The sequence below is a fragment of the Draconibacterium sp. genome (genome assembly GCF_041583095.1).
Classification (GTDB): Bacteria; Bacteroidota; Bacteroidia; order Bacteroidales; family Prolixibacteraceae; genus Draconibacterium.
In genome coordinates, this window is record NZ_JBFHGM010000305.1 from 1 (window position 1) to 5,722 (window position 5,722).

General features: G+C 42.8%; 6 protein-coding genes. 4 read left to right on the forward strand and 2 right to left on the reverse strand.

Features of this window, described 5'->3' with window-relative positions:
- From ABZB17_RS19660 to tilS, 4 genes are all read left to right on the forward strand, one after another.
- The coding region (locus ABZB17_RS19660; protein ID WP_372652802.1) for a proline--tRNA ligase at positions 1-693 on the forward strand (693 nt) is incomplete at its 5' end.
- 118 nt (positions 694-811) lie between these two features.
- Entirely contained in the window at positions 812-1,498 is a 687-nt protein-coding gene (locus tag ABZB17_RS19665) for a hypothetical protein (protein WP_372652805.1), read from the forward strand.
- Between the two features lie 270 nt (positions 1,499-1,768).
- Positions 1,769-2,995 (forward strand): peptidase T, encoded by a 1,227-nt coding sequence (pepT, locus tag ABZB17_RS19670; protein ID WP_372652808.1) that lies wholly within the window; start codon positions 1,769-1,771, stop codon positions 2,993-2,995.
- A 160-nt stretch (positions 2,996-3,155) separates the two neighbouring features.
- On the forward strand, positions 3,156-4,475 hold the full coding sequence (gene tilS / locus ABZB17_RS19675) for a tRNA lysidine(34) synthetase TilS (RefSeq protein WP_372652810.1): 1,320 nt from the start codon (positions 3,156-3,158) through the stop codon (positions 4,473-4,475).
- Here tilS and ABZB17_RS19680 read toward each other — a convergent pair.
- Both ABZB17_RS19680 and ABZB17_RS19685 read right to left on the reverse strand, forming a co-directional pair.
- The gene (locus tag ABZB17_RS19680; protein WP_372652813.1) at positions 4,456-4,608 is read right to left on the reverse strand and encodes a hypothetical protein; all 153 of its coding nucleotides are present in this window, start codon (positions 4,606-4,608) and stop codon (positions 4,456-4,458) included. The genes tilS and ABZB17_RS19680 overlap by 20 nt on opposite strands.
- A gap of 404 nt (positions 4,609-5,012) precedes the next feature.
- A complete protein-coding gene (locus ABZB17_RS19685; RefSeq protein ID WP_372652815.1) occupies positions 5,013-5,396 on the reverse strand; it encodes a VOC family protein in 384 nt (127 codons plus the stop codon).
- Positions 5,397-5,722: the final 326 nt, after the last annotated feature.

Below are 5,722 nucleotides of genomic sequence, written 5' to 3' on the forward strand. Positions count from 1 at the left end.
AAAGAGGATTACGTTTGGGCAACATCGTGGGGTGTTTCAACCCGTTTGATGGGAGCGTTAATTATGGCGCACTCTGATGACAACGGTTTGGTATTGCCTCCAAAATTAGCGCCTTACCAGGTGGTAATTGTTCCGATTTACCGGAACGAGGAACAGCTGGCTGGCATTACCGAAAAAGTGGATGAGATTATCGCCAAATTAAAAGCAAAAGGTATTACGGTAAAATACGACGACCGTGATACACGTAAACCGGGATGGAAATTTGCGGAATACGAATTAAAAGGTGTTCCGGTACGTTTAGCCATGGGACCACGGGATTTGGAGAACGGAACAGTGGAAGTTGCCCGTCGTGACAACCTGACAAAGGAAGTTACTTCGCTTGACAATATCGACGAGTACGTAGAAAATTTATTGGAAGACATTCAGCAAAATATTTTCAAAAAAGCCTACGATTTCAGAGCTGAAAATACACGCAAAGCTGATACCTGGGAAGAGTTTAAAGAAATATTAACTACAAAAGGTGGTTTTATTTCGGCACACTGGGATGGAACACCAGAAACCGAGGACCTCATTAAAAACGAAACCAAGGCAACGATTCGTTGTATGCCTTTGGAATACGAAGAGGAAGAAGGAAAGTGTATTTACTCGGGCAAACCTTCAAAACGCAGGGTATTGTTCGCATTGGCCTACTAACTTAGTGGTGACATAAAACTGAAAACAATTCAGAAGCTAAAAAATAAAAGCAGCTCAACCGGGCTGCTTTCTTTTTTTTCAGTAATTGTGTACATTTAAAAGTTAATATTTAAACGCTATGACTGAAAAAGAAGTTCGGGCTTCGTTTCTTGAAGCACTGGTTATCAAATCAACCGTAAAAGAGCAGGTTTACCAAAACACCCGGTTAACTTTCACCATCCTGAAAAAGGTGCTGAATCAGCTTGAAAAAGACTACCTAAAGGCTGTAAAGGGCAAGGTGTCCGATGTGGCTTTGCCGCAATACAACGACAGGGGGCCGTTTGAGGTGGAGTTTAAAGTGGGCGGCGATTTGCTGATATTTAGTATGCACTCCAATGTTTTCGAGTTCGACGATAAACACCCGGTGTGGAAAACAAAATACATCGAAGAGGATTCGCTGCGTTCGTATTGCGGGGTAATCAATATTTATAACTTCCTGGCTGATTCGTTTAAATACAACCGCGTAAACGACCTTGGGTACCTGGTAGCCCGTATTTTCGTCAACAATGACAAACACTTTTTCGTTGAAGGGAAACGACAGTCAAATGAGGTGGTGAAAGATTTTGCCATCGATACCATTTCGCCCGGATTTATTCGGCAAATTGTTGAAACAGCCATTCAGTATAGTATTGAGTTTGATGCGTTGATGCCGGTTTACGATCAGGTAAAGGTGGCCACTGTCGATCAGATGCGGCAAAAAATGAGTCATTCGAAAATGGTTACCGGTAAACGTCTGGGATTTACCTTTAATTCGGATGATGTTTAGAGCCGGATGCCCCGACGCTTACGGTCGGAATTTGGCTGCGGCCGATTTTCAATTCGATTGGCTCAACTGGATACTGGATGTTGGATGCTTGATTTTGGATACTTGATACTGTGAGATAAATGAATGTCATCTTTATTTTTAGCATATAGAAAGATGACATCTCTGGATTCTGGATCCTAATTTGAATGCTTTGTCAGTTTTTATCCGGTGTAAAAAATATAAATTTGCACATCACGTTGAAAATAGAATATTTTAAAGTCAGATAACAGAATGGAAAAAGTAGTAGAACGATTTATCAATTACGCAAAACAATACACCACTTCCGATCCAAAAAGTAAAACTTACCCAAGTACCGACCGCCAACTGGTTTTTATGAAAAAACTGGTTGAGGAGTTGAAACAGATTGGACTGAGTGAAGTGGAAATGAACAAATACGGTTATGTAACCGCAACCATCCCGGCAAAGGGCGTTAGCGATTGTCCGGTGGTTGGATTTATTTCGCATGTGGATACCAGTCCTGATTTTTCGGGCGAAAGTGTAGAGCCGCAGATTATTGAGAATTACGATGGCTGTACCATATATCTGAAAAACAAGGTTTGTATCGATCCAAAACAATTTCCGGAGCTGCTGAACTACAAGGGGCAGGATATTATTACCGCCGACGGAACAACGCTCTTAGGCGCCGACGATAAAGCCGGAGTAGCCGAAATTGTTACCGCTGCCGAGCAGTTGTTAAATTCGCCGGATTTAAAGCACGGAAAAATCCGTATTGCTTTTACTCCCGACGAGGAGATTGGTAAAGGAACCGACTTTTTTGATGTGAAGAAATTCGGGGCCGACTTTGCCTACACGCTCGATGGTGGCGAAATTGGCGAGCTGGAGTATGAAAACTTTAATGCCGCCGGAGCTACTATTAAAATTAAAGGATTGAGCGTACATCCGGGTGCTGCCAAAAATAAAATGATCAATGCCTTGTTGGTAGCGCATAAATTAATTGCCATGCTGCCACCGACACAACGTCCGGAACATACCGAGAAATATGAAGGTTTTTACCATCTCTTATCAATGAATGGAGGGGTGGATGCAGCAGAATTACTGTACTTTATCCGCGATCATGATAAAACCAAATTTGAAGAGAAAAAGCAATTTCTTACTGAAGTGGTGAAACTGATCAATACCGAATACGGAAGCGAAGTTGTGGAGATGGAAATAGCCGATCAGTACTACAACATGCGCGAAAAAGTGGAGCCGGTAAAATACATAATCGATATTGCCGAAAAGGCCATGATTGATGCCGGTGTGGAACCTAAAATAAAAGCAATTCGCGGTGGTACCGATGGCGCACGACTTTCGTACGAAGGGCTGCCTTGCCCGAATATTTTTGCCGGTGGCCATAATTTTCACGGGCCGTTTGAGTTTGTGCCAATTCCGTCAATGTTAAAATCAGTTGAGGTAATCCTGAACATTGCACAGGCAGTTGGAAAAGTGAAAAAGTAGCTACTTGTCATTTCGACGAAGAATGAGGAGAAATCTGTTCTTCAGGGAAAGAGATTTCTCAGTCGTTCCTCCTTCGAAATGACAGCTCTCAATTTTTGTCTTTATATTGCCATAAAAGGTGCGAACTTTCAGTAGAAGGAAAAAAGAATAACAAGTAACCATGTTCGACCAGTTCATAAATAACATAAACCAAAAGCAGCTGATAAAGTCCGGGCAAAAAATATTGCTGGCTATTAGCGGTGGGATCGACAGCATGGTACTGCTACATTTATTCGAGCGTTCGGAATTTGAATATGGCATTGCGCATTGCAATTTCAGGTTGCGTGGTGATGAGTCGGACGGCGACGAGGCCTTTGTGCGCGAGCAGGTGGTACAACACGGAACTGCTGCTCATTTTGAAACGTTCGACACCATCGAATACGCATCGCTAAAAGGTATTTCAATTGAAATGGCCGCGCGTGAGTTACGTTACGGGTTTTTCGAACGTATTCGCAAAGAGTATGAATACGACTGTATGGTAACGGCTCATCACCAGGACGACCTTATCGAGACTTTCTTTTTAAACCTGTCAAGGAAAACCGGCATAAAAGGCCTTACCGGGATAAAAGAGAAAAAGGGGAAACTGATTCGTCCGTTGTTGTTTGCAAGCCGCGAAGACATTGAAAAATACGCTGCCGAGAATTCTATTTCCTATCGTGAAGATTCTTCGAACAACGAAGTAGTTTTCCAACGAAACTTTTTGCGTCATAAGATTCTGCCTTTGTTTTCGGAGTTGAATCCGGCTTTTAAAAAGAACTTCCTGGCTAGTGTCGACAATCTGAAAGTGGCATACGATGTATATAAAGATGCTGTTGGTAATGAAATAAAGGCGGTGCTGACCAAAGATAAAGAGCAGTCGGTAATTTCAATTCCGGCATTGCAAAACGCGTTACATTCAAAGACTGTTTTGCTCGAAATACTTTCGGGTTATGGGTTTAACGCCAGTGTTGTTGACTCGGTTTTTCAAAGCCTGGAAACGCATTCAGGCAAACAGTTTTTCTCGAAAACACACCGATTGGTAAAAGATCGCGATGTTTTGTTTATTCAGCAACTCACAAGTGATGAAGACCGTGTGTATTATATCGAAGAGGACGATATGGAGTTATTTGCGCCATTCAATATCTCGATTGAGCGTTTGGATGCCAAAGATTTTACAATCATAAAGGATGGCAATATTGCCTGTGTGGATTTGGAGAAGGTGCAGTTTCCATTATTGATGCGAAAATGGCAACAAGGCGATTACTTTCAGCCACTGGGTATGACAGGTTTTAAAAAGGTAAGCGATTTTTTTATCGACCGGAAAATGCCGCTGCACGAAAAGGAGAATACGTGGTTGCTTTGCAGCGGTAAAAATATCGTTTGGATTATGGGCCAACGGCTTGACAATCGTTTTAAAGTAACACCATCAACAAAAAAGGTGCTTAAAATTGTGATGGCGTAGTATCCTGCATCCAGTATCCGGTATCCAGTATCCGGTATCCGGTATCCAGTATCCGGTATCCGGTATCCAGTATCCAGTATCCGGTATCCAGTATCCGGTATCCGGTATCCAATCCCCAATAGGCAATCTCCATTAAGCAATTGGCAGAATCCAGCATCTAGAATCTAGCATCCGGTAACCAGCATCCAGCATCCAATCCCCGAGGGGCACAAACCACGCCCCTGTTTTTACAAAGCCATCCCCAAGGGGCACGGAACAATTCCCAGGGGGCATAGAATGCTCCCCATGTTTCGCATAAAGATCCCCAAGGGGCATAAAGCATGCCCCCGTTTTCGCAAAGCCATCCCCAAGGGGCACAGAATAATCCCCAAAGGGCACAAATCGCGCCCCTGTTTTCACATAACGATCCCCAAGGGGCACAAAGTAAAAAGATAGGGGCACACGCTTCGCCCCAAGGGGCACGATCTGAAAAACCAGGGGGAAATAGTAAAATTTCAGGGGACTGAGGCGGATTGCAAAAGGCACAAAATGCCAAATCTACTCCCTTGAGTGCAATGCTACCCGGTTGCCCTCGGTATCGATAAGCAAGGCCATATAACCGTACTCGTCTGAGATTTTTGTTTTAGGTTGGAGCACCTTGTCTCCGGCTTCTTCAACGCGCGAAAGTTCGTTACTCAGGTCGCCCGAGTGCGCGATAAAATAAATAACCACACCATTGGTTGACGGGGTGTAGTATTCGGTATGGCACACCAGCGATCCGGCCGAACCGTAACTTTCATCGGTCATCGGAAACCACGCCATATCCAGCGGTTCCATTTGATTGCGGTCGAGTTTGATGTCTAATACCGTTTCGTAAAATTTTATGGCCCGGTCCATATTGGTTACCGGTACTTCAAACCAGCCTACTGCGTTACTTTGCATAATCGTTCATTTAAAAGGTTGTTGATGTAAAACGCAAATCAGGACATTAAGGTTTAGTTGGTGATATTATTTATAGCTCGTGGAGTTAATTGTAAAATGATGATCGAAAGAGTAGGGAGGTGTTTTGCGAAAGGACATCAATTAGAAAGTACTTTCTCCGATATGGGAATGGGTTTTCAACACGGATATTTCTTTGAACAAAAAGGTAATTAACGTGAGTTCGATATAATAAACTCAAAAAATATTAGAAAAGAAACAAGGTTTTATTTATATTTAAGTATCTGACATTTAAATATTTGAAAAATAAAACCTTGATCTAAAATGGA

Bases quoted from the DNA above. Each gene is read 5' to 3' on its own strand.
- pepT (WP_372652808.1), top strand. From the start codon at position 1,769: ATGGAAAAAGTAGTAGAACGATTTATCAATTACGCAAAACAATACACC.
- ABZB17_RS19680 (WP_372652813.1), bottom strand. From the start codon at position 4,608: ATGGAGATTGCCTATTGGGGATTGGATACCGGATACCGGATACTGGAT.
- ABZB17_RS19685 (WP_372652815.1), bottom strand. From the start codon at position 5,396: ATGCAAAGTAACGCAGTAGGCTGGTTTGAAGTACCGGTAACCAATATG.
- ABZB17_RS19665 (WP_372652805.1), top strand. From the start codon at position 812: ATGACTGAAAAAGAAGTTCGGGCTTCGTTTCTTGAAGCACTGGTTATC.
- tilS (WP_372652810.1), top strand. From the start codon at position 3,156: ATGTTCGACCAGTTCATAAATAACATAAACCAAAAGCAGCTGATAAAG.